Source organism: Mesorhizobium sp. M1322 (assembly GCF_040318085.1).
Classification (GTDB): domain Bacteria; phylum Pseudomonadota; class Alphaproteobacteria; order Rhizobiales; family Rhizobiaceae; genus Mesorhizobium.
In genome coordinates this window covers 58,091-78,203 of sequence record NZ_JAMYLP010000009.1, presented here as the reverse complement: position 1 = coordinate 78,203, position 20,113 = coordinate 58,091, and the positions used below count along the sequence as shown (strand labels likewise).

The window sequence follows — 20,113 nt, the reverse complement described above, 5'->3', positions numbered from 1 at the left end:
CGGAAGCGCAGGAAGCCGCCGTTTGCAGGCCGGCATCACCTGAATATCGATACACCTTAAGCCGCCTCGGCCAGGCATTTCGCACAGGTACCGCGGAACTCGATCACCGCCTTCTTGGCGGCAAAACCGGTCGAGCGCACCCATTCGTCGAGCCGGTGTCCGACATCATGGTCGGAAAATTCGGTCACCTGTCCGCATGTGTCGCAGATGGCAAAGGCGGTCATCGAATGGCTGTGGTCGTGCGGCTCGGCACAGGCGACAAAGGAATTGAGGCTTTCGAGCCTGTGCACGAAACCGGACTTCACCAGCGTATCGAGCGCGCGATAGACCTGCAGCGGTGCGCGAAAACCCCGATCGCGAAGCTGGTCGAGCAATGTATAGGCGCTGAGCGGCCCGCTGGCGGCCTCGAGTTTCTCGAGCACGCACAACTGGTTTTTCGTCAGCACATCCCTCGCCGCCATGGTCCTGTTTCCAACCTGTTTTGCGCCGCTCGCGCGTCATATCCGCATGCAAGCGGCTTCAATTCTATCCAGATAGCGACGGACGGGCATTTTTGCTACTGTTTCTGTGCCGGCACGGCCCAGAAGCCGGCCAAACCGAGCAGGCCCAAACTTCGAGCAGGTATTATTGGCGGGCCCCGTAAATGAAAACGACGGGAGTAGTTCCCGCCGCACCTGTTCGGCTATGCGTTGCCCATCACTTCCGCGGGGGACCCTTGCGCTCGGCGGAGGCGGCCCACAGATTGATGTCGGCTTCGCGCGCGTAGGTATCGATCTCGGCGAGCTCGGCATCGCTGAAGTCGAGCACCTTCAGCGCGCCGACGCAATCCTCGACCTGTTCCGGCCGGCTGGCGCCGATCAGCGCCGAGGTCACCCTGCCCTTGCGCAGCACCCAGGCTAGCGCCATCTGCGCCAGCGTCTGCCCGCGTCGGCCGGCAATCGCGTTCAGCGCCTTGATGTTGGCGATGGTCTTGTCGTTGATGAAGGCCGGCCTCAGCGACTTGCCTTGGCTGGCGCGGCTGCCCTCAGGGATGCCGCCGAGATATTTGTCGGTCAGCATGCCTTGCGCCAGCGGCGTGAACACGATTGAGCCGACGCCGAGCCCCTCCAGCGTGTCGAGCAAACCGTCGTCTTCGACCCAGCGGTTGAGCATCGAATAGCTCGGCTGATGGATGACGCAAGGCGTGCCGAGCTGCTTCAATATGTCGGCGACCTCGCGCGTGCGCTGCGAATTGTAGGAGGAGATGCCGGCATAAAGCGCCTTGCCCGAGCGCACCGCGTGATCGAGCGCACCCATCGTTTCTTCCAGCGGAGTATCAGGATCGAAGCGGTGCGAATAGAAGATGTCGACATAGTCGAGCCCCATCCGCTTCAGGCTCTGGTCGAGGCTGGCCAGCACATATTTGCGCCCGCCCCATTCGCCATAGGGTCCGGCCCACATCTCATAACCGGCCTTGGTCGAGATGATCAGCTCGTCACGATAGGAGGAGAAATCCGTCCGCAGGATTTCGCCAAAAGCCGTCTCCGCCGAACCGGGCGGCGGGCCGTAATTGTTGGCGAGGTCGAAATGCGTGATGCCGAGATCGAAGGCCTTGCGCGCGATCGCCTGCTTGGTTCGGTGCGGTGTGTCGTCACCGAAATTGTGCCAGAGCCCGAGCGAGATCGCCGGCAATTTCAGGCCGGATCGCCCGCAGCGATTGTAGACCATTTTCTCGTAGCGGTTTTCAGCGGGCACATAGGGCATGCGAGATCCTCAAATCAAAAGCGAGCCCGGCAGTTGCCACCGCGAAAACAGGGTGAGTCGGCTCTGCCCTCACCCTTAGCTTCTCCCGGTTTCTATGGGGAGAGGGTTCGACGTGTCGCAATCACTGAAGCCCGCACCTATTTCTTCTTCGCCAAAGGTTTCTTCTTCGCCAACAGCCCTTCCGCGTCCTTGACGCCCAGTGCCGCAGGCCGTTCGCAGGTGGTCTGCATGGCAACGAACTTTCCGCTCGCGCCCGACCGCAGCATGCCGGTCATCACATCGACGGCATGCAGCGCCAGTTCCATCGAGCAGCGATGCGGCCGGCCTTCCGCGATCGCCAGCGCCATGTCGGCGAGACCGGCGGTGCGGTAGTTGGCCATCATGCCGTGCGAATGCATCTGGTTGGCCACGCCGAACGGATGCTTCCATTTCGGCAGCTTCTTGACCGGCTTGGCGGCATTGGTGAAGCGAACGTCGCCGCCGAAGAAATTCGGATCCGGCAAAAACACCGTGCCCAATTCGCCGTAGAGTTCCATCGGCGCATGGCCATGGCTCCACACGTCCCAGCTGGTATTGAGCGTCACCACGGCGCCATTTTCGAACTCCATCACGCCGTGGATCGTCGTCGGCGTGGCGACCAGGATTTTTTCGCCGGCGCGAGGCTTGGACGAGATCGTGCGTTCTGTCGAGGGGATCGAAGCGAACGCCGCCACCTGCTTCACCGGTCCGATCAGCTGGATCAGGTTGGTTATGTAATAGGGTCCGATATCGAGCACCGGACCGGCGCCAGGCTGGAAGAAGAAGTCCGGATTGGGGTGCCAGTGCTCCATCCCATGGCTCATCACGTGGCATGTGCCGCTGGTGATCTTGCCGAGCTTGCCAGTGTCGATCAGGTTGCGGACAAGCTGGTGCGCGCCACCGAGGAAAGTGTCGGGCGCCGAGCCGATGCGCAGTCCGTCTCTTTCCGCCAGCTTCTTCAGGTCGAGCCCTTCCTTGACCGACAGCACGAACGGCTTTTCCGAATAGACATGCTTGCCGGCATCGAGGATCTGCTTCGACACCTCGTAGTGCACCGCCGGAACCGTGAGGTTGACGATGATGTCGATATCGTCAGCCTTGAGCAGCCCTTCGACTGTCTCGGCGCGCAGCTTGAACTCCTTCGCCCGCGCCTTGGCTGCATCCATGTTGATATCCGCGCAGGCGCGCATCTCGATGCCGCGAAACAGCGGCGCCAGTGAAAAATACGCCTTCGAGATGTTGCCGCAGCCGATGACGCCGACCCCAAGTTTTTTTGCCATGCTGGTTTGCTCCTAATAGGTCTTGGCGGCTGCGATCGAGCGGCGGGCGAAGCGCTCGATGTCGTTGGGGTTGTCCTGTTCCATGACGTAGTGCTTCGCGGCGCTCTTGGCGCGCAGCGCCTTGATCAGACCGGCCCAGTCGATCGTGCCGTGGCCGACATCCGACCAGCCGTCCTCGTCGCGACCCTCGCCGGGCTTGGCAATGTCCTTGACATGGACGGCGGTAATGCGTTTGCCATACTTCTCGATCCAGGGCAGCGGATCGTCACCGCCGCGCACCACCCAGGCCACGTCCATCTCCCAGCCGATGTCGGGTGCCACCGCCAGGATATGGTCCTGCGGCACCGAGCCGTCGGCAAGCGTCTTGAACTCGAAATCATGGTTGTGCCAGGCAAAGCCGTAGCCGGCTTTCTCAGCCGTCTCGCCGACCTTGGCCAGGCGTGCGCCGAAGTCGCGCCAGCCGGCCGTGTCGGTCGGCCTGCTCTCGGCGACCAGATAGGGGCAGATGAGCAGCGTGATGCCGAGCGCGTCGGCGATTTTGCGCACGCCGTCGAAATCGTTCTCGAGCGCATCGATCGAGAAATGGCCGGTCGGCATGGCGAGCCCGTTCTTGTCGAGTTCGGCACGAAACGCCTTGGGATCGTCATAGACGCCGCCGAACCCTTCGACTTGCGCGTAGCCGAGCTCGCCCAGCATCTTGAGCACCCCTTCCCACGGTTGGAAATTGCGGGCGCTGTAAAGTTGGAATGACCAGTTCATCGTCTCTGTCCGTTGTCTGGGGATGGATGGGCTTGAGGTAAAATTCTTGGGAATGAGGTTTTGGGGAGTTACAGGCGGTTGCCGGTTGCGGCGTTGAACAGCGAAGCGCGGATCGGGTCAAAACCGATGCTCACGGTGTCGGCGTTGTTTGGCGTGCGCTCGGATGTCACTCGCACCGTGAAATTCTGATTTCCGAGCTTCAGCCAGACCAGCGTGTCGGAACCCATGGGCTCGACGACCACGACATTGGCCGTAGCTGTGAACGGCCATCCAGCGCCGCTGTTGAACGCGACATGCTCGGGCCGGATACCGAACACGGCCGCTCCCGGCACGGGCTCCTTTTCGAATGCGTAGGTGGCGAGCGGGATCCGCACATCCGCGACGACGAAGTGCCAGTTGCCATCGTCCTTCTCCAGCCTGCCGTCGAGGAAATTCATCGCCGGCGAGCCGAGGAATCCGGCGACGAAACGGTTGACCGGGCGATTGTAGATCTTCTGCGGTGCGTCGAGCTGCTGGATGACGCCGCCCTTCATCACCGCGATGCGGTCGGCCAGCGTCATCGCCTCGATCTGGTCGTGGGTGACATAGATCATGGTGTTCTGCAGCTTGCTGTGCAGCAGTTTGATTTCGACACGCAGCTCGGCGCGCAGCTTGGCGTCGAGATTGGAGAGCGGTTCATCGAACAGGAACACGTCGACGTCGCGCACCAGCGCCCGCCCGATCGCGACACGCTGGCGCTGGCCGCCCGAAAGCGCCGACGGCTTGCGCTGCAGCAGTGGCTCGATCTGGAGGATTTCTGCAGCCCGTGCAATGCGCTTGGCGATCTCGTCCCTGGGGATGCCGGCGACGCGCAGCCCGAAGGACAGGTTCTTCTCCACCGTCATCTGCGGATAGAGCGCATAGGACTGGAACACCATGCCGATGCCACGGTCCTTGGGTTCCTCCCAGGTGACGTTCTTGCCCTTGATGAAGATGCGGCCGTCCGAAACGTCGAGCAGGCCGGCGATGCAGTTGAGCAAGGTCGACTTGCCGCAGCCGGACGGCCCGAGCAGCACGATGAACTCACCCTCGGCGACATCGATGTTGAGCGTTTCCAGCACCGAAATTGCGCCGAAATTCAGCGACAGGTCCTGGATTGAGACGCTGGGATTTTCGAGTCTAGTCATCATCATCCTTTCACCGCGCCGGCGGCGATGCCACGCACGAAAAGCTTGCCGGAAACGAAGTAGACGACGAGCGGTACCAGGCCGGTCAGGATGGTGGCGGCCATGTTAACGTTGTATTCCTTCACGCCTTGCACCGAGTTGACGATGTTGTTGAGCTGCACCGTCATCGGATAGGTGTCGGGGCGCGTGTAGACGACGCCGAACAGGAAGTCGTTCCAGATGCCGGTCACCTGCAGGATGATGGCGACGACGAAGATCGGCAGCGACATCGGCAGCATGATGCGGAAATAGATGCCCCAGAAGCCGGCGCCGTCGACGCGCGCCGCCCGGAATAGTTCCTCCGGCATCGAAGTGAAATAGTTGCGGAACAACAGTGTCAGGATGGGCATGCCGAAGATGGAATGGACGATCACCAGGCCGCTTAGGCTGCCGTAGAGGCCGATTTCGCGCAGGATGATGACGATCGGATAGATCATCACCTGATAGGGAATGAAGGCGCCGACAATCAGGATCACGAAGAAGGTGTCGGCCCCCTTGAAGCGCCAGTTGGCAAGCGCATAGCCGTTCACGGAAGCGATCGCGATTGACAGGATGACCGAAGGAATGGTGATGCGCACCGAATTCCAGAAACCGCGCGAGAGCCCGTCGCAGTTGAGGCCGGTGCAGGCGCTGGACCAGGCCTTTACCCAAGGCTCGAAGGTGATCTCGAGCGGCGGCGAGAAGATATTGCCGAGGCGTATCTCCGGCATGCCCTTGAGCGACGTCACCACCATCACATAGAGCGGCAGCAGATAATACAGCGCCACCACGATGAGCGTGCCGTAGAGGAAGATGTTGCGACGCGAGAACACATGCCGCGGCTTGGGCCCTCGCGGCCCGGATGCCTCAAGCCCGATAGAGCCCGTACCGGCAGGCAGGGAAACGGCAAGGTCAGCCACGCTTCTTGCCTCCGAATTCGAGATAGGCCCAGGGAACAATGACGACCACCACCGACAGCAGCATCATCGTCGAGGCAGCAAAACCCTGGCCGAGGTTCTGGGCGAAAAACATGTAGTCATAGACATATTTGGCCGGCACTTCGGAGGCGATGCCGGGACCGCCGCTGGTCTGGGCGACAACCAGGTCATAGACCTTGACGATGCCGGCGGCGATGATGACCAGCGCGGTGATGAAGACCGGCCGCATCATCGGGATGATGATGAACAGATAGGTCTTTAGGGTGGGTATCCCATCCACCCGCGCGGCCTTCCAGATATCCTCATCGATGCCGCGCAGGCCCGCCAGCATCAGGCACATGATGAGCCCGGTGCCTTGCCAAAGCGCGGCGATCAGGATGCCGTAGATGACGATGTCGGAATTGTAGAGCGGATCGAAGCTGAAGCTTTCCCAGCCGAGGCCGCGCACCACCCCCTGGATTCCGAACTCCGGGTTGAGCAGCCACTGCCAGACAAGACCGGTGACGATGAAGGAGAGCGCGAAGGGGTAGAGGAAGATGGTGCGGAAAGTGTCCTCGAAGCGGATCTTCTGGTCGAGCAGCGCCGCCAATATGAAGCCGATGACCAGAGAGAACACCAGCGACAGCACGCCGTAGACCAGCAGATTCTCGATCGAGACCAGCCAACGCGGCGTCGACCACAGTCGATAATATTGGTCGAGCCCGACGAAATTCAGCCGCGGCAGCAGTTTTGAATTGGTGAAGGAATAAAGCACCGTCCAGGCGCTGCCGCCGACGAAGATCACCAGTGCGGTGAGGACCATCGGAATAGAGGCGACCTTGGCGTTAAGGTTGCGGAAGAGTTGGTTGGGACGTTCGCTCTTGCTCATCTGCACAGCCGGGCTGGATCGGGTAAGGCCGAAGGCTCAGGGCCAAGGGTCAAGACTTGACCCGGAGCTCCCGGCCCCGCGGCGGGCCGGGAGCGAGCGGTTCGTCGATCGTCAGTCCGCTGAGGCGACGATGTCGGCGAAGCGCTTTTGCGCCTCTTCCACGGTCATGTCCGGCTTGGCGAAGAACTCGGAGAAAAGGTCCTCCTTCTGCTTTTGGGTGTCCTGCGACAGCAGCTGGTCCGTCCAGGGCATGACGCTGCCCTTGGCCAGGATGTCGAGCCCTTTCTTCATGCAGTCGTTCGCCGCCTTGAGGTCGATATCGCCGCGCACCGGGAGCGAGCCCTTCTTGAGGTTGAAGGCGACCTGCGTCTTGGGATCGAGCAGCGTTTCGGCCAGTGCTTCCTGCGCCTTGGACTTTTCAGCGTCCTGCAGCAGCGGGAAGTAGAAGGCATCGCCGCCGGTGGCGATGACCTCGTTCAGGCCAAGGCCGGGAAGGCACGTATAGTCCTTGCCGGCGGTCTGCCCGGCAACCTGGAACTCGCCCTGCGCCCAATCGCCCATGATCTGGCCGCCGGCCTTGCCGGAGATGACGAGATTGGTGGCCTGGTTCCAGTCCTGCACATTGGTGTTCTTCGCCATCTTGCGGGCATCGTCCGCGGCCTTGAACACCTTGGCGACTTCAGGCCCGGCGGCGAATTCCGCATCCTTGTCGCGATAGACCTTCAAGAAAGCGTCCGTGCCGCCGACCGCCGTAAGCAGCACGTCGAAGGCGCCGGAGGATTGCCAGGGCTGCCCGCCGACCGCCAGCGGTATAATGCCTGCCTTCTCCAGCGCCGGGGCGGCCGCGACATATTCATTCCAATTCTTCGGCACCGGCACACCGGCCTTTTCGAAGGCCGCGTTCGACAGCCACAGCCACTGCCAGGAGTGGATGTTGACCGGCACGCAATAGATCTTGCCGTCGAGGGTACAGCCGTCGAGCAGGCTCTTCGGCTGCACGATTTCCGCCCACTTGTCCCTGGTGGCCAGCTCGGTCAAATCGCGCATCAGACCGGCCTGCACCAATTCTTCCGCTTGCCTTCCGTGGTTGAACTGGGTGGCGCCCATGGGGTCGCCGCCAGTGATGCGGCTGATCATGATCGGCCGCGCCGTGCCGCCGGAGCCGGCGATGGCGCCGTCGACCCAATGATTGCCTGTCGCGTCGAACGCCTTGGCGAATTCGGCGACAGCCGCCGCCTCGCCGCCCGAAGTCCACCAATGGGTCACTTCCAGATCCGTCGCTGCCGCCGGGGCGGCGAGCGCGGTTGTCACCGCCAACGCAGCGGTCATCAATTGATATCGCATTTCGGCTCCTCCCAGAATCTGAAACGTTACAGATTTTCGATACGGCAATTGCTGGAAGCGCGCAACCCCGAAGTGGAGCAGTTGGGCATTTTTTCGAGCCGCGAACAAACTCGCCGCGCAAGGTCCGTCCACTGCACCGCCGCAAGACAGGCTGCATCGCAAGAAGGATGCCGCAACGCGTGGAATTCGGCAAAACCTTGTTCCACGGGCAAGTCCTTCCCGACGCCCAACGACTTTGCGTGGAACGGGAGCGCCGCTCGTCCAGGCTAGCCTTTACTGGCCGCTGCGCGATGGCAAGTGACAATTTGTAACGTTTCAGTATATAGAGTGCTCATCAGGCGGAGTCGCAGGCGAGCCGCGATCCGACGATTGCCGGTCTGCACGGCAACTGCTATGCGCCTGACGGGCGGGATGAATGGACAGACATCAGACGGAAAAAGACGACGAGGCGTCAGGACAGGGCCGGCCGACGCTGAAGACGCTTGCGTTCATGACCGGGCTGGGCGTCACCACAGTGTCGCGGGCGCTGAAGGACGCGCCCGAGATCGGCGCCGAGACCAGGCGGCGCGTCCAGCTCGTCGCCAGGCAGATCGGTTACCGCCCCAACCGTGCCGGTGTGCGCCTGCGGACCGGCAAGACCAACGTCATCAGCCTCGTGCTCAACACCGAGCGCGAGATCATGAGCTTTGTCTCTGATATCATTTACGGCGTCTCGGAAGTCATCGCCGACACACCCTACCACCTGATCGTCACGCCCTATTCACGCTCTCAGGATCCCCTGGATCCGATACGTTATCTGGTGGAGACCGGCTCCGCCGACGGCGTCATCATTTCGCGGACTCAGCCGAATGACCCCAGGGCCCGTTACCTGCTGGAGCGCGGCATCCCCTTTGCCACGCACGGCCGCACCGATATGGGGCTGATCCATCCCTATCATGATTTCGACAATTACGCGTTCGCGACCGAGGCTGTGCGCCATCTGACCGGCATCGGCCGCCGCAGGCTGGCTCTGCTGGCGCCCCCAGTCGAGCTGACCTACCACAGTCATACGCTGAACGGCTTCACCGATGCGCTGAGCGAGGTTGGCGCCAACGAGATCCCGTTCAACACCGTTTCGGTCGACCATTCGATCGAGCAGATCAGGATGAGGACCGCGCAGCTGATGCGCCGCGACGTCAGGCCGGACGGTTTCGTCAGCAGTGCCGCTGCCGCGACACTCGCCATCGTCGCCGGCATCGAGGACGCCGGGCTCAAGCTCGGCCGGGACGTCGACGTGGTGTCCAAGCAGTCGTCCGACCTGCTGCACCTGTTCCGCAGGGAATTGCTGGTGGTCAACGAGAACTTCCGGCTGGCCGGCGCAGAGCTCGCCCGCTCCGTGCTGGGCTGGATCGGCGGCGCTGCACCTGGCTCCCTGCAGAGCCTGAGCGTGCCGACCGAGGTTCTGGCCTACCGCCGTCCCGACTAGAGCGGGATACGTTGAACTGGGCATCCCGCTCCATCTATTTGTCTTAGCCGCATTTCTGCGACGCCAAGTGTTCCACTTGGCTGGAAAATGCGCGCTGCTGACTGGCAGCAGCCTTGGGGCTGGTGGCGGTCTGTCCGCTCTTGGTTACCGCTTCTCGAATGCAGACATCGGCGTGCGGGCCGACAGGCGGCGCATCGCCCCAAGCATGCCGGGTCGCAGCAGCCCCCGGTAGTACTTTAAGGGCGCGGGCATGCTCGCCCGCAGGTGCTCGTGTAGCTCCGCCTGGAGAGCTGGATCGAGCGAGAGGCTCGGCGACCACTGACGCCAGAGGCGGTCGATGAGGGCGAGATCGCGGGCGGTGACCATCCAGCCGCTACCCGGCAGTTGAAAGAGCCCCATGTACCAGCTCGGGCGTAGCTGAGCGAGGCGCGGCCGGCTCAGGAACGTGAGTGAGTGGGGAAAGAGAGCGTGACCGCGCGTTCGATCCGCTCCGGCGCGGTGACGCAGGCATCGAATGTGATCGCGCCGCCCCAGTCGTGGCCAACCAACTCCACGGCTCGCCCGGGAGACCAGCGGTCGATCAGCGCGAGCACGTCGCTGGTGAGGGCTGCGAAATCGAACGGCCCCGCGGTCGGGGACGGCGCGTAACCGCGAAGCCAGGGTGCGACGACGTGACGTCCGCGGCGGCCGAGCTCGGCAAGGAAGGGCATCGCGGTCGGCGGATGGTCCGGGAAGCCGTGCAAGACGAGCGTCGGTTGACCATCGGGATCACCACCCTGCAGCGCGTGAAAGGTGCCGTGTGGCAGGTCGAAGGTGACGTGTTCGAACTTCATGTGTGTCAGGCTTTTCCAAGAGCGGTCGGACGAGAGATGCTGATGCTGGCTTCGGCGTCTCTGGTTTTGGACATGTGCGTCTCCTCAGGCGCCGGGTGTAATGCGGGGTCAGCCGGCCAGTCGGTTTTCCGTGACACCGGCCCGCAACCTTCAGAATATGATAGCTCGCAGCAAGGAAGCCGGTGCTGGTTTATCAGAAGGCCCCGCAGGCGGCAGCGGCGGAATAGTCAGAGCCAGCGGCGAACCTCGGCCTTGTAGCGGCGGTAGTCGTCGCCGAACTTCGCTTCGAGATAGCGCTCCTCGCGGGCAATCACCTGCGTCTGGATCGCGATCAGCACCAACGGGAGCAAGGCGAAGGCGATCGGCCCGTCGAAGCCGATCGCAAGGCCGGCATAGATAAGCGCTATGCCGAGATACATGGGATTGCGGGTCCACCGATAAGGACCGGTCGTTGCGATGAGAGTCGTTGGCTGCGACGGCGGAACGTTGGTGCCCAGCCGCCGGAACAGCCCCGCCGCCGCAAGCATCATCGCCGCGCCGGCAACGAACAGCAGCGCGCCCGTCGCGACCAGCAACCGCCAGTCGATGCCGAAAGAGCGCAGGGTGACGAACCGCTCCGCCGCCAGCCCCAACAGCAGCGCTCCCAGATAGACGAAGGGCGGAGGGAAGCGCACACCCGCGCTGTCCGGTTCGACGGCCATGCTCATCTCCAATCTGTGCTCTCAAACCAGCATCGACTGCTGGGCGGAGATACCCGCCAGCGCGCCGTGCGATGATGCCGTGGTGACCGAGGCCATGAGGGGGTTGGCGAGGTCGCCGGCGGCGTAGATGCCGGGCATGCTGGTTTCGCGGCGCTCGTCGACCTTGAGGGCGATGCCGAGGGGCGTATCGACCGTGGCGAGGCCCAGTGATTCATGCAGGCTTGCGGACGGCTTGTTGCGCGGATGGGCGAAGAGGATGTCGACCGCGACATTGGGGCCGGTATCGAGCTTGACGGTGGCGGTATGGCCCCCGTGATGGGCGATCTCGGTGATCCGGCCATCGACGACAGGTATGTTGCGACGCGCCAGATCGGCCCGGATATCGGGCGGAATGTCGTGACCATCGGTGAAGAGCGTCAACGTGTCGGTCCAGTCGTGGAACAGCCTGACATGATTGTGCGACTGCCGGCCGGACCAGACGAGGCCCCAATGCTGGCCGGCGACTTCAAAGCCGTCGCAATAGGGGCAGGGCACGATGGATGTGCCCCAGCTTTCGGCAAAGCCCGGAACATCAGGCATCTGGTCGGCGACGCCATAGCTCAGGATCAGCCGGCGCGCCGCAAGGCTTTCGCCATCGCCAGTGAGGACGGAGAAATCGTCGATGGCGCCGGAGATGCTGTCGGCCCGGACATTGACCAGCCTGATCGTGGGATAGCGCGCCAGCTGCTGCCGCGCTTCGGCCAAGATGTCCAGCGGTGGCTTGTGATCGTGGCCGAGCAGCCCATGCGAATGGCCGGCGAAGCGGTTGCGCGGCAGGCCGGTATCGAGAACGGTGACCTTGCGGCGGGCCCGGCCGAGCTGCAGCGCGGCGGCGAGACCGGCAAAGCTGCCGCCGATGATGATGACGTCATCCATGGTGATAAGCTCCGTGTTGTGAATGGAGGGGGCTGGGCTGGGCCTGGCGCGAAATATCGTCCAGCGATACGCGCTCGAGACGGGCAGCGAGCAGGGCTTCGGAATCGGCGAGAAAGTCGCCCATCACTGTTTTGGCCGGCCGGCCAATGCCGCATTCGATATCGCCGGGCGGTCCGGGGAAACTTGATTTGGAGGACAGGGTAAAATCCACCCATTCTCTTGCACATTTCAGATACTACATGGTATCGTAATGCAAGAATTAGGATACTGTCAAGGACTAGAATTGTCGTGACCGAAAACAGCCAGGGCCGGCGCGGCCGGCCCGCCAACGAGGCGCTTGGCCAAACGATAGTCGACGCCGCGTTCGAACTCTTTGTGGAATTGGGTTTTCAAGCGACGACATTGGACAAGGTCGCCCAGCGAGCGAAGATATCCAAGCTCAGCATCTATCGGCACTTCGAGAACAAGGAGGCGCTGTTCGGCGCGGCCATGGCGGCCCGCTGCCATCAGTTTGCACCACAGGCCCTTTTTGAAGGCGTCGACGGTTCGGCCGAAGATCAGCTCATGACGGTGGGATCATCCCTGCTTCGCACGCTGTTGAGCCCGGACGTCCGCAGTGTCGAAGCCATGGTCATGGCCGACAAGACGAATCAAAAGTCGTTAAGCAAGCTCCATTACGAAGCCGGCCCCGCCCATGTCATCGCCCAAATCGAGGCCCTGTTGCGTCAGTTGCACGCGAAGGCGGTTCTGAACGTGCCCGATCCTCTCCGGTCCGCCCGCTTGTTTGCCGCGCTTATCAAAGGATCCGATCTCCTGATTATCGCACGCTTCGATGAGGCGAGAGCAGAGGACGACAACGAAATCGAATCCTATTGCCGGTCGGCTGTCGCCATGTTCATCGCCGCGCACGGTGGCAACGACCACGCGGGCGGATAGCCTAGACGAGGCCGCGAAGGAGTACTTGCTTGATATTTTGGATGCTCGCATTGACATCAACGCGACTATTATCGGTGGACAGCGGGCTGTAAGTGAATGGCATGACTGGCTTGATAGTCCACTGATTGCAGATGCAATTATGGATCGTTTGGTCCAGCGGGCCCATCAATTCTCGCTGGAGGCCAGTCAATGCCCCTGCGAAAGCGGGGCGTAAACGAGGTCGATGAGATCGCCTTTGCGATCGCACGCACGAATGGGCCGGCCTCGGAAAAACTCGAACTCACCTTGAGCCGGTCCTGCAATGTCTGGGACAACGCGGCGATGGGGAGCTTCTTCTCATCGCTCAAGACCGAACGCACCGCCCGCAAGTTCTATCGCACCAGAGACGATGCCAAGGCCGATGTGTTCGACTATATCGAGCGCTTCTACAACCCGAGGCGCCGACACTCGACACTCGGCTATCTGAGCCCCGTGGAATACGAAGAGCAAAGCTAACCTAGCTTAACCTCGTGTCCGAACCGGCAGCAGTTCAGTCCAAACCTCTACGCCTTGGGCGGTGTTCCAGGACCTGTGACCGGCGCAACCGCTACCACCCCATTCGAGGCCTTAGTGCCGGCTTAGTAGACCGTCAGCTTGCGGGAAGCTGCAACAGTGGTCTGAATGGCGGAAATGCGGCGCAGTCCCGACGTCCAGATGGCGAACCGCCGGACCGGCCCGAGAACTCCCAACGGCGCGCTTGAGATTACCAGAGCGCGGCTCTACTAGTCCGAAAACCTCACGCTCACGCCGCGCTGCCGAAAATAGGCCTGCATCAACTTGCGCCCCGAGCGGTTATTCTGCGCCAACTTGGTCGGATCGAACACCGCCTGTTTTATCCCTTCTCGTGTCAGCGCCGCTTTAAGCGTCGCGATATGTGCGTCAATGTCGGCATTGTCCGCCCGGAGGGAGGCATAGATACTTTCGGTCGCCTGGGCCACGGTCGGTTCGCTCACAGGTGTCGTCCTTTGGTTGGTTGAGCGGCGGCTTACCACAGATTCGCGGCTCCGCCGATACCGATGAGACCGTCAATCGTCTCTACCGGCATAGCAGGTTCCTGGCGCGACCAGACCCCCAGTTGGTCGCTGGAGATGTCTGCTTTCTGGCAACCGCAAAATTGAACTCTAGGTCAAAGTTTGGGCGCTAGCCGCCCGCTCCGCTCCCCCACGGGCCATGGAACGCGCCCTGCCCGTCGATACGCTCGAAGCCATGCGCACCGAAGAAATCGCGTTGCGCCTGGATCAGGTTCGAGGTGCCGCGGCCCTGGCGGTAGCTGTCGAAATAGGCCAGCGCGGACGACAGTGCCGGCACGGGCGAGCCAGCCTCCGACGCCCTTGCCACGATGCGCCGCAGCGACGGATGCGCCTCCTGCATCATCGCAATGAAGGCCGGTGCCATCAGCAGATTGGTGGCCGCCCCGCCCTTGCCGAAGGCTTCCGCCATCGTGTCCAGCAATTGCGAGCGGATGATGCAGCCGGCTCGCCAGATTTTGGCGATGGTCGGCATCGGCAGGTTCCAGTCGAATTCCTTCGACGCGCCGCTCATCACCGCGAAGCCTTGCGCATAGGCTGATATCTTGCCGGCGAACAGCGCCAGTTCGAGATCGCCAAGAAGCGCGTCCTTGTCTCCGGAAATCTTGGTCACGCCGCCATTGCCATAGGCCTTTTCGGCGGCCAGGCGCTCGTCCTTGATCGACGACAGCACGCGCGCCGCCACCGCGGCCTCGATCGCGGTGGCCGGAATGCCGAGCTGCTGCGCCTCGATGACCGACCATTTGCCGGTGCCCTTCTGGCCAGCGCGGTCGAGGATGATGTCGACCATCGGCTTGCCGGTCTTCGGATCGTCGGCGGCCAGCACCTTGGCGGTGATCTCGATCAGATAGGAGTTGAGCCGGCCCTTGTTCCAGCCGGCAAACACTTGTGCGATCTCCTTCGGCCCCATGCCCAAGCCGTCGCGCAAGATGCCGTAGATCTCGGCGATCATCTGCATATCGGCATATTCGATGCCGTTGTGGATGGTCTTGACGAAATGCCCGGCGCCATCGGTGCCAAGCCATGCCGCGCAGGGCTCATCCCTGAATTTGGCCGAAATGGCGGTCAGCACCTTTTCGACGCGTTTCCAGGACTCTTCCGTGCCGCCGACCATGATCGACGGTCCATGGCGCGCGCCCTCTTCGCCGCCGGACACGCCCATGCCGATGAAGGTGAGACCCGAATCGGAAAGCTCGGAAAAGCGCCGCATCGTGTCGCGGAAATTGGCGTTGCCGGCATCGATGACAATGTCGTTGGCCGACAGCACGCCGCTCAGCGCCGCGATCTGCTCATCGACCGGCTTGCCGGCCAGCACCATGATGATGATCGGGCGCGGCGGCCGGATGGCAGCGGCGAGTTCCTCCAGGCTGTAGCAGGGCACGACCATGTTCTTCAGCGCGCCGGCATTCTCGACGAAGGCGTCGGTGCGTGCCGCGGTGCGGTTGAAGACGGCTATGCGGTGCCCCTTCTCGGCGATATTGAGCGCCAGGTTGGAGCCCATCGTGCCAAGGCCGATCAGGCCGATTTCGGCTTTTTCCATCGTTTCTTCCCTACTTTCGGATCTTTTGTTGACGCCGCGATTTTGCGGCGACGACCGATCTACCGAGACGCCCATCCTTCCCGGGATGCCATTCTTGCCGAAATGAATGACGGGCCTGCAGGGCCGCGTCAACCGCACTCGCCGAATTGTGTTGCAGCTTGTCCTCAAGGTCTGATGTCGATCGGGGCCTCTATCTTCACCATCTCGAAATCCGAGACAAGAATATCGAGCCGTGCCGTCCATCGGCCGGGAACCGGGACGACGAGGTCGTCGACGCGCCAGGTGCCGTCGCCTGGCTTTGTCGCCGCGCGTTTGATCGGCTCGATGCCGGCATCGGGTTTTGACAGCACCAACGTCATTTGTTCGGCGTCGAGCGGGCCGAAATCGCCGGTCATGATGACGATCGACGCGGCAACCGGCCCAACATGGCCGGGCGTGATGCTGAGGTCGGCCATCGCCTTCGGCGTGTGGATATGCACCGATGCCGGCTGCGCTGCCGCGATCGCCAGGGCGCGTGGCGGCGGCGTGAAGCGCCAGCCGGCGGCAATGCCGAAGATCACCAGAACGATCAGCATTTCAATCCCGATCGAGCGGACCAGCCTCCTCTGCACTTCCGTCTCTCCCGCTTCGGCCGGACCGGTCAGCTTCCAGCGGTTGGTCGCGGCGAGCGTGAACAGAAAGAACAGCAGCGCCAGCTTGACCAGCAGCAGCCGGCCATAGGCGGTCTCGAGCAAAGCTGCGGGCGCCTGCACCTGGATGACAGCCAGCACGATTCCGGTGACAGCAAGCACGGCCACGACGGGCAGAATCGCCCGGGAAAACCGGCGCAGGAAAGGCGCCGCCTGAACCGGTTTCCACCTCATGGCGAGACCGAGCGGCGCCAGTGCCCCGGTCCAGAAGGCAATGCCGGCTCCGTGCAGAAACACCATTGGCCTTGTCAGCCATTGCGGTTCGGCAGCACTTGCGTGTCCGCTGGCGGCAAGGGCGGCCCCGACACCGGCCAAGCCGGCAAGGGCAGACAGCTTTGCACCGCCGCGCGGCCCGACCAGCGACAGCAGGCCAAGCCCGAGCGCCACCAGCGCGACCAGCACCGTCCAGCCAAAGCTGGTGCCGAGCCCGGCCTGCCAGACGCCCGGCTGCGCCAGCCGGGCGAGCGGTGCACCGAGCGCGTCCAGTCCCTGAAAGCCAAGCGACAAGGCCGCAGCGACAAGGCCGCAGAGGATCGCGGCGATGACGAAGCGCTGGCCGGAACGCCCGCCTGGCGCCAGCCAGGCAATGGCAAAGGCGCCGCCAACGCCGAGAAAGAGGCCGACATAGAGAAAGACCTTGCCGATCCAGATCGCCGACCTCAGGCCCCGGTCGACAGCTTCGGAGACGGCCGGCGCAGCACTCGGCGCGCCGATGGAAAACAGCACCGAGCCGCCGACCGGATGGCCGTCGGCGGAAATCACCCGCCAGCTCAGCACATGTGTGCCGGATCCAAGCGCCTGCGGATTGTCGATCTCGACCGTCTGGCCATTGAGCCGAAAAGACGCCAGCGGAACCGGCGTCCCGTCAGGCTGCACCAGGGTCAGCACCAGCGGCGAGGCCGGCTCGCTGAAAGTCAGCGAGAACTGCGCGGGGCTTTGCGCCAGCACGGCGCCGTCCGTCGGCTCGGTTGTGACCAGCGCCGCATGGGCGAAGGCCTGACTTGGCGCGGCAATGGCGGCAAGCAGCACTATTGCAGCCAGCAGGCAGATCGCAGGTCGGCCGGCTGTGCAGACCGTTCGCAGGAGGGATGCAGCACTCATGTCACGGTCACAAAAACAGCGGCGCGCTCTTTCGAACGAAGCGCGCCGCCAAATAATCATTGCTTCGGCGAAAGCTTGAGGCCGGGCGCCGGATATTCCAGCGCGTCCTCATTCTGGCCGGCCGCTGGTATCTCGATCCAGCGTTCGGCGGCGCCGTCGCATTCCTGCACCACCGGGAAGTAGAGCGTTTGGCCTGCCGGCAGATCCGCCGCTAGTGTCCCACGGAAGACGAATTCGTCGTAGAATTCGTCCGGCAGGCTGCCGCCGCTCCAGTCGATTTGCTTGGCACCTGATGTCACCGCCTGGCCGTGGAGCTGGTAGGATTTCTCGTACCTGCCTTTCTTGACCTGCAGCGTCCAGCCCGGCTTCGGCATCGGCTTCACCGAAATCATCCCTTCCGGGATCTGCACGCGCACGGCGGTCGTCGCCTTGCCCTCACAGCCATGCGGCACGCGCAGGACAGCCTTGTAGGTCGAACCGACCGCCGCCTCCTGCGTTTCGAGCGTGACACGGGCAAAGGCCGCGCTTGTCCCCAAGACGAAAAACGCGCCCGCGGATAAAAGATACTTGTTCATGATGGTCCCTCAAATTTCGGATTGTGCGGATCTGGCCGGGTCAGTTGGCGTGATTGTCCATGCCGCCGGTTTCGCCCATGCCTTCCACGGCGAAGTCGACGGTGACGGTGCCGGCCTTCTCGAAGGTCAGCGTGGCTGGAAACGTCTCGCCTTGCTTCGGTTGCCGTTTCAGCCCGACGAACATCAGATGATAGCCGCCGGGTGCCAGTGCCACCTTGCCGCCGGCCGGAATTTCAAGGCCGCGGGTGACCGGCCGCATGGTCATGACGCCATCGCTCACGCCCATTTCATGCAGTTCGGCCTTGGCCGAAATTTCCGAGGAGATCGACAGCAGCCGGTCCGGCGAACTGCCGGTGTTAGTGACGGTGAAATAGCCGCCGGCCACTTTGGCGCCGGGCGGCGTGGCCCGCGACCAGGGATGCCCGATCTCGAGGTCGCCAACCCTAAACTCATGCGCGAAAACGGCCTGGGCGCTGACGAACAGGAGGGCGAGGAGGAACACGGTGATGCCGAGCCGCTCCTCGAAGCTGTGCAGGAAGGACCTGTTGCGGCCGAACCGCGCGCGGAAAGAATGAGACATGGTAGCTCCAAGAATTGAGAGATAGCGCCGGTGGCCGGTCGCGAACAGTTTCGATTGTGGACGGACGCGCCCCCGGAAGGTTCCGCGAGGCCAACCGAAAACGGATCAGGCCGTCGCCGGTGGGGCGCGCGGATTCGATGGAGAGCGGTCGCGGGCAAAGTCGAGATGCCTGAACGCCGGCAGCACAAAAGCCACGGTTTCGACGGAAAAATTGCCGGCCACCGTGCCGGCAGCAAGCGGCGGCGCATAGGCAGCCGAGGCCACGCCGCAGCCAAGCATGCAGCAAGCCGGCATGTGCTGGCGTGAATCGCCGCCTGGAAGCTCGGCCGCACCCTCCTGGGTGCAGATGACATTGCCGAAAGCGTCGAGTTGCGAAGCATTTGGGCTCAAGCCGAAGGCGAACGCGCCAAGCGCCGACTGGAGCACGAGCAAATAGGCCGCGGCGAACGCGGCCGGCATGCTCCATCTTCTCCGCCGGATATTCAAAGACCTGCCTCTTCACGCAGCAACGGCAAATACCTACCACGTGGCCGGCGGGTGGAAAATCGCCAAATCACTGCTGCGGCAACGCGGCGCTCTAACCCCGTTGCGGCTGCTGGGCTTCCGGAATCGATGTCAGCAGCGTGTGACGCGCCGACTTCAGATGCTTGCGGCAGGCGGCGTCGACCTTGCCGAGATCGCGCGATTTGAGCGCGGCGATATAGGCCAGGTGTTCCGCGACTGCCACTTCGTTGCGCTCGCGCTCCTGCGCCTTGTTCCACTGGTAGTGGTAGTGAAAGATCATGGCGATGACGTCGTAGAAATCGACGATGAAGCGATTGTGCGACGCGCGGTGGATCAGCCGGTGAAAGCGCTCGTCGAGTTCCGAGAATTCGTTGAAGCGCGTGGCGATCTCGCGCGCCAGCAGGCGATGCTCGTCTTCCAGCAGGTCGAGGTCGGCCCAGACCGGACTTCCTTCCGGCAGGGCGGCAAAGGCGGCGGCCGAGCGCAATTCGAACATCTCGCGGATTTCAGTCAATTCCAGCGCGAAAGCGCGGGTAAAACCTTTCAGCACCCAATGGCTGTTGCGGCGCTTCTCGATCAGCCCGAAGCGGGAAAAGCGGATCAGGAACTCGCGCACGCTGGTGGTGCCGACGCCGATCTCGCGCGCCAACTCGAGTTCGTTGATCTGCATGCCGGGCTCGGCACCGCCGGCAAGCAGCCGCCGCATGAAGGAGCGCTCGATGATCTGCGACAGCGTGTCGGTCTCGTCCTCAGGAAAAAAATCGTCCGCCCGCGGCACGCGCAAAACCATCTTGCTGCGCTTGTTCCAGGCGATCAGCCCCGTCTCTTCCATACGCGCAAGGATGGAGCGGATCGTCGTGCGGCTGACGCCGAGCAGCGCACCCAATTCGGGCTCCGACGGCAGGCTTTTCGTTTCGTCGAGCAGCCGCAGACCGCGATTGTAGGCGTCCTTGTAGACGTTGTTGCTCTTCGACATCCCCTGCCCCGTTGCGCCGGCGCTTGCGGCGGCCGGCTTGAAGCGCGATATGACAAATGTTCCTAGCGCAGGCCCCAAAAAAGCGGAATCGCTTTTC

23 protein-coding genes and 1 pseudogene are annotated in these 20,113 nt (G+C 62.8%); 4 read left to right on the top strand and 20 right to left on the bottom strand.

Going from position 1 to position 20,113, the window contains the following annotated elements:
* Positions 1-56 precede the first annotated feature (56 nt).
* The 8 genes from NKH12_RS05850 to NKH12_RS05815 all read right to left on the bottom strand — a co-directional run bounded on the left by NKH12_RS05850 (position 57) and on the right by NKH12_RS05815 (position 8,134).
* On the bottom strand, positions 57-461 hold the full coding sequence (locus tag NKH12_RS05850; RefSeq protein WP_023797411.1) for a Fur family transcriptional regulator: 405 nt from the start codon (positions 459-461) through the stop codon (positions 57-59).
* A gap of 235 nt (positions 462-696) precedes the next feature.
* Entirely contained in the window at positions 697-1,743 is a 1,047-nt protein-coding gene (gene mgrA, locus NKH12_RS05845; protein ID WP_352952259.1) for an L-glyceraldehyde 3-phosphate reductase, read from the bottom strand.
* Between the two features lie 137 nt (positions 1,744-1,880).
* Positions 1,881-3,041 carry a Gfo/Idh/MocA family protein gene (locus tag NKH12_RS05840; RefSeq protein WP_352952258.1) on the bottom strand — a complete coding sequence of 387 codons (1,161 nt, stop codon included), beginning with the start codon at positions 3,039-3,041 and terminating at the stop codon, positions 1,881-1,883.
* Positions 3,042-3,053: 12 nt separating this feature from the next.
* Positions 3,054-3,800, bottom strand: coding sequence for a sugar phosphate isomerase/epimerase family protein (locus NKH12_RS05835; RefSeq protein WP_352952257.1), 747 nt, complete (start codon positions 3,798-3,800; stop codon positions 3,054-3,056).
* 68 nt (positions 3,801-3,868) lie between these two features.
* Positions 3,869-4,966 (bottom strand): ABC transporter ATP-binding protein, encoded by a 1,098-nt coding sequence (locus tag NKH12_RS05830; RefSeq protein WP_352952290.1) that lies wholly within the window; start codon positions 4,964-4,966, stop codon positions 3,869-3,871.
* A gap of 2 nt (positions 4,967-4,968) precedes the next feature.
* Positions 4,969-5,904, bottom strand: coding sequence for a carbohydrate ABC transporter permease (locus NKH12_RS05825; RefSeq protein WP_352952255.1), 936 nt, complete (start codon positions 5,902-5,904; stop codon positions 4,969-4,971).
* Entirely contained in the window at positions 5,897-6,790 is an 894-nt protein-coding gene (locus tag NKH12_RS05820) for a carbohydrate ABC transporter permease (protein ID WP_023797405.1), read from the bottom strand. Before NKH12_RS05820 ends, NKH12_RS05825 begins: the two co-directional genes overlap by 8 nt.
* A 111-nt stretch (positions 6,791-6,901) precedes the next feature.
* Positions 6,902-8,134 carry an ABC transporter substrate-binding protein gene (locus NKH12_RS05815; protein ID WP_352952254.1) on the bottom strand — a complete coding sequence of 411 codons (1,233 nt, stop codon included), beginning with the start codon at positions 8,132-8,134 and terminating at the stop codon, positions 6,902-6,904.
* Between the two features lie 415 nt (positions 8,135-8,549).
* Here NKH12_RS05815 and NKH12_RS05810 point away from each other — a divergent pair, with 415 nt between their 5' ends.
* Positions 8,550-9,599, top strand: coding sequence for a LacI family transcriptional regulator (locus NKH12_RS05810; protein ID WP_352952253.1), 1,050 nt, complete (start codon positions 8,550-8,552; stop codon positions 9,597-9,599).
* A gap of 144 nt (positions 9,600-9,743) precedes the next feature.
* On the opposite strand, the gene NKH12_RS05805 is transcribed toward NKH12_RS05810, so the two are convergent.
* From NKH12_RS05805 to NKH12_RS05785, 5 genes are all read right to left on the bottom strand, one after another.
* A complete protein-coding gene (locus tag NKH12_RS05805) occupies positions 9,744-9,998 on the bottom strand; it encodes a hypothetical protein (RefSeq protein ID WP_352952252.1) in 255 nt (84 codons plus the stop codon).
* 38 nt (positions 9,999-10,036) lie between these two features.
* On the bottom strand, positions 10,037-10,432 hold the full coding sequence (locus NKH12_RS05800) for an alpha/beta fold hydrolase (protein ID WP_352952251.1): 396 nt from the start codon (positions 10,430-10,432) through the stop codon (positions 10,037-10,039).
* A gap of 227 nt (positions 10,433-10,659) precedes the next feature.
* Positions 10,660-11,133 (bottom strand): methyltransferase family protein, encoded by a 474-nt coding sequence (locus NKH12_RS05795; RefSeq protein WP_352952250.1) that lies wholly within the window; start codon positions 11,131-11,133, stop codon positions 10,660-10,662.
* A gap of 21 nt (positions 11,134-11,154) precedes the next feature.
* On the bottom strand, positions 11,155-12,048 hold the full coding sequence (locus tag NKH12_RS05790; protein WP_352952249.1) for an NAD(P)/FAD-dependent oxidoreductase: 894 nt from the start codon (positions 12,046-12,048) through the stop codon (positions 11,155-11,157).
* Positions 12,041-12,259: a hypothetical protein gene (locus tag NKH12_RS05785; protein ID WP_352952248.1), complete on the bottom strand. Its 219-nt coding sequence runs from the start codon at positions 12,257-12,259 to the stop codon at positions 12,041-12,043. The genes NKH12_RS05790 and NKH12_RS05785 overlap by 8 nt, the downstream gene beginning before the upstream one ends.
* A gap of 77 nt (positions 12,260-12,336) precedes the next feature.
* Here NKH12_RS05785 and NKH12_RS05780 point away from each other — a divergent pair, with 77 nt between their 5' ends.
* From NKH12_RS05780 to NKH12_RS05770, 3 genes and pseudogenes are all read left to right on the top strand, one after another.
* Complete coding sequence (locus tag NKH12_RS05780; RefSeq protein WP_352952247.1) at positions 12,337-12,984, top strand: TetR/AcrR family transcriptional regulator; 648 nt, start codon at positions 12,337-12,339, stop codon at positions 12,982-12,984.
* Complete coding sequence (locus NKH12_RS05775; protein ID WP_352952246.1) at positions 12,881-13,198, top strand: ATP-binding protein; 318 nt, start codon at positions 12,881-12,883, stop codon at positions 13,196-13,198. The genes NKH12_RS05780 and NKH12_RS05775 overlap by 104 nt, the downstream gene beginning before the upstream one ends.
* 71 nt (positions 13,199-13,269) lie before the next feature.
* A pseudogene (locus NKH12_RS05770) lies at positions 13,270-13,479 on the top strand (IS3 family transposase); the annotation flags it as partial.
* Positions 13,480-13,745: 266 nt separating this feature from the next.
* Here NKH12_RS05770 and NKH12_RS05765 read toward each other — a convergent pair.
* The 7 genes from NKH12_RS05765 to NKH12_RS05735 form a co-directional block, all read right to left on the bottom strand.
* Positions 13,746-13,976 (bottom strand): hypothetical protein, encoded by a 231-nt coding sequence (locus NKH12_RS05765; protein WP_095488311.1) that lies wholly within the window; start codon positions 13,974-13,976, stop codon positions 13,746-13,748.
* A 187-nt stretch (positions 13,977-14,163) separates the two neighbouring features.
* The gene (gnd, locus tag NKH12_RS05760) at positions 14,164-15,591 is read right to left on the bottom strand and encodes an NADP-dependent phosphogluconate dehydrogenase (protein WP_352952245.1); all 1,428 of its coding nucleotides are present in this window, start codon (positions 15,589-15,591) and stop codon (positions 14,164-14,166) included.
* 164 nt (positions 15,592-15,755) lie between these two features.
* Positions 15,756-17,381 carry a copper resistance CopC/CopD family protein gene (locus tag NKH12_RS05755; RefSeq protein ID WP_352952244.1) on the bottom strand — a complete coding sequence of 542 codons (1,626 nt, stop codon included), beginning with the start codon at positions 17,379-17,381 and terminating at the stop codon, positions 15,756-15,758.
* 56 nt (positions 17,382-17,437) lie between these two features.
* The gene (locus NKH12_RS05750; RefSeq protein WP_352952243.1) at positions 17,438-17,956 is read right to left on the bottom strand and encodes a YcnI family copper-binding membrane protein; all 519 of its coding nucleotides are present in this window, start codon (positions 17,954-17,956) and stop codon (positions 17,438-17,440) included.
* Positions 17,957-17,996: 40 nt separating this feature from the next.
* A complete protein-coding gene (locus NKH12_RS05745; protein ID WP_352952242.1) occupies positions 17,997-18,536 on the bottom strand; it encodes a copper chaperone PCu(A)C in 540 nt (179 codons plus the stop codon).
* A gap of 105 nt (positions 18,537-18,641) precedes the next feature.
* On the bottom strand, positions 18,642-18,995 hold the full coding sequence (locus NKH12_RS05740; protein WP_352952241.1) for a DUF2946 family protein: 354 nt from the start codon (positions 18,993-18,995) through the stop codon (positions 18,642-18,644).
* A 118-nt stretch (positions 18,996-19,113) separates the two neighbouring features.
* Positions 19,114-20,016 (bottom strand): GntR family transcriptional regulator, encoded by a 903-nt coding sequence (locus NKH12_RS05735; RefSeq protein WP_352952240.1) that lies wholly within the window; start codon positions 20,014-20,016, stop codon positions 19,114-19,116.
* Between the last annotated feature and the right edge of the window lie 97 nt (positions 20,017-20,113).

Bases quoted from the DNA above. Each gene is read 5' to 3' on its own strand.
- NKH12_RS05850 (WP_023797411.1), bottom strand. From the start codon at position 461: ATGGCGGCGAGGGATGTGCTGACGAAAAACCAGTTGTGCGTGCTCGAG.
- mgrA (WP_352952259.1), bottom strand. From the start codon at position 1,743: ATGCCCTATGTGCCCGCTGAAAACCGCTACGAGAAAATGGTCTACAAT.
- NKH12_RS05840 (WP_352952258.1), bottom strand. From the start codon at position 3,041: ATGGCAAAAAAACTTGGGGTCGGCGTCATCGGCTGCGGCAACATCTCG.
- NKH12_RS05835 (WP_352952257.1), bottom strand. From the start codon at position 3,800: ATGAACTGGTCATTCCAACTTTACAGCGCCCGCAATTTCCAACCGTGG.
- NKH12_RS05830 (WP_352952290.1), bottom strand. From the start codon at position 4,966: ATGACTAGACTCGAAAATCCCAGCGTCTCAATCCAGGACCTGTCGCTG.
- NKH12_RS05820 (WP_023797405.1), bottom strand. From the start codon at position 6,790: ATGAGCAAGAGCGAACGTCCCAACCAACTCTTCCGCAACCTTAACGCC.
- NKH12_RS05815 (WP_352952254.1), bottom strand. From the start codon at position 8,134: ATGCGATATCAATTGATGACCGCTGCGTTGGCGGTGACAACCGCGCTC.
- NKH12_RS05810 (WP_352952253.1), top strand. From the start codon at position 8,550: ATGGACAGACATCAGACGGAAAAAGACGACGAGGCGTCAGGACAGGGC.
- NKH12_RS05805 (WP_352952252.1), bottom strand. From the start codon at position 9,998: ATGGGGCTCTTTCAACTGCCGGGTAGCGGCTGGATGGTCACCGCCCGC.
- NKH12_RS05800 (WP_352952251.1), bottom strand. From the start codon at position 10,432: ATGAAGTTCGAACACGTCACCTTCGACCTGCCACACGGCACCTTTCAC.
- NKH12_RS05795 (WP_352952250.1), bottom strand. From the start codon at position 11,133: ATGGCCGTCGAACCGGACAGCGCGGGTGTGCGCTTCCCTCCGCCCTTC.
- NKH12_RS05790 (WP_352952249.1), bottom strand. From the start codon at position 12,048: ATGGATGACGTCATCATCATCGGCGGCAGCTTTGCCGGTCTCGCCGCC.
- NKH12_RS05775 (WP_352952246.1), top strand. From the start codon at position 12,881: ATGAGGCGAGAGCAGAGGACGACAACGAAATCGAATCCTATTGCCGGT.
- gnd (WP_352952245.1), bottom strand. From the start codon at position 15,591: ATGGAAAAAGCCGAAATCGGCCTGATCGGCCTTGGCACGATGGGCTCC.
- NKH12_RS05755 (WP_352952244.1), bottom strand. From the start codon at position 17,381: ATGAGTGCTGCATCCCTCCTGCGAACGGTCTGCACAGCCGGCCGACCT.
- NKH12_RS05750 (WP_352952243.1), bottom strand. From the start codon at position 17,956: ATGAACAAGTATCTTTTATCCGCGGGCGCGTTTTTCGTCTTGGGGACA.
- NKH12_RS05745 (WP_352952242.1), bottom strand. From the start codon at position 18,536: ATGTCTCATTCTTTCCGCGCGCGGTTCGGCCGCAACAGGTCCTTCCTG.
- NKH12_RS05740 (WP_352952241.1), bottom strand. From the start codon at position 18,995: ATGCCGGCCGCGTTCGCCGCGGCCTATTTGCTCGTGCTCCAGTCGGCG.
- NKH12_RS05735 (WP_352952240.1), bottom strand. From the start codon at position 20,016: ATGTCGAAGAGCAACAACGTCTACAAGGACGCCTACAATCGCGGTCTG.